Raw genomic sequence first — 1,191 nt, forward strand, 5'->3', positions numbered from 1 at the left:
CCCACTGGTCCGCGCTGTTGACAAGACCGCGTCGTCGGATGTGAGCACCAGAGGAAACGTGTTTTCTAGGGCGGCCCGCGGAGGCTTGCCGGTGCGGGCCTGCAGGACTCGCATCGCACCGATGTACTTGTCGACGGGCGTAGTTGTGGAGATCTCTCCAGCGAGATCTCCACTGGGGGATGTGTAGAGGTGAACGGAGCGGGGAGGGAGCATTGGTAACCCGATGACTAGGTACGGGGCCTCGGGGCACGCGGGCCGAAATCGGCGTCTGCCTCACGGGCGATCTGCTTGACCTTGTCGGGGTCCTGCCCTGCCGTAAGCAGCTGATAGTCCAGTTTCAGGGCTTTGATCCTCGTCCGCTCCTGGTCGTACTCTTGGCGCAGACCTTCCACCGCCTTGGGCGAGGGCGCTGCGAGCATCTCTAGCTTGATATCGTGCGCGCGCTCCTCGGCTGCCAGCAGCTTCAGATGCGTGTCGTAGAGGCTTTGCCGCACTTGCCAGCTCTCCGCCACATTACCCACATACAACTTCGCCGGATCGTAGTCGCTGTTGCCCATGCCGAAGGCAACCGCGCCGCTCAATGCAACGACACTCGCGCCGAGATAGGCTTGCCGTTTCAGTTTGTCGTGAAGCCGTGACGCGCGAGGCGTCAGGTCGAAGTTGCGGTCAAGATGTTGTTCCTCGGCGAGGATCTTCTGCTGCAGACGCTGCAATGCACGCATGGCGATCTCCGATTCAGTGGGCGAGGAACTCGCGAATGTGCGCGATTCGTTGATTGAACAAGGAGTCCGGGATCTCCTTCTGATCCCGGAAGGCATCATCATCTGTGTCGGCCTCCGCCTGGACGATTGAAAGGGCCAGATCACGAAGAGCGGGCGCACGCCGCGCGTCGGAAAGCGACTTTTCGATTTCAGCACGCAGGCTGGTGTCACCAGACGGCATCACGATCTTTGCGGCGAGCAGAGCACGCGCCGTAGACGTTGTGACACGATGCACTAGGTCGGTCCGCCGTTGGATCTCGGCGGTGGAAGCGTTCTCATAGACGAAGCCGTTCAGTTTCGGGCCGAGCTTGGGGTCGAGGGCGATGAGGGCCTCAACTACCTCGCGAGTTTCGGGGTCCGGCAACATGATTCGCATTTCTTGACTCCAGTTTTTGTTTTATGTATCGTAGCATCACTACGGAAAATTATA

The 1,191-nt window shown here is 59.8% G+C and carries 2 protein-coding genes; both read right to left on the minus strand.

Annotated features, from left to right (window positions below; genetic code table 11):
- Nucleotides 1-227: 227 nt before the first annotated feature.
- Nucleotides 228-722 carry a hypothetical protein gene (locus E1J61_RS37085; RefSeq protein ID WP_133098686.1) on the minus strand — a complete coding sequence of 165 codons (495 nt, stop codon included), beginning with the start codon at nt 720-722 and terminating at the stop codon, nt 228-230.
- 13 nt (nt 723-735) lie between these two features.
- Complete coding sequence (locus E1J61_RS37090; RefSeq protein WP_133098687.1) at nt 736-1,137, minus strand: hypothetical protein; 402 nt, start codon at nt 1,135-1,137, stop codon at nt 736-738.
- Nucleotides 1,138-1,191: the final 54 nt, after the last annotated feature.

The organism is Cupriavidus sp. L7L (assembly GCF_004353535.1).
GTDB lineage: Bacteria > Pseudomonadota > Gammaproteobacteria > Burkholderiales > Burkholderiaceae > Cupriavidus > Cupriavidus oxalaticus_A.

Coding starts and splice junctions, on each gene's coding strand:
- E1J61_RS37090 (WP_133098687.1), bottom strand. CDS start 1,137: ATGCGAATCATGTTGCCGGACCCCGAAACTCGCGAGGTAGTTGAGGCC.
- E1J61_RS37085 (WP_133098686.1), bottom strand. CDS start 722: ATGCGTGCATTGCAGCGTCTGCAGCAGAAGATCCTCGCCGAGGAACAA.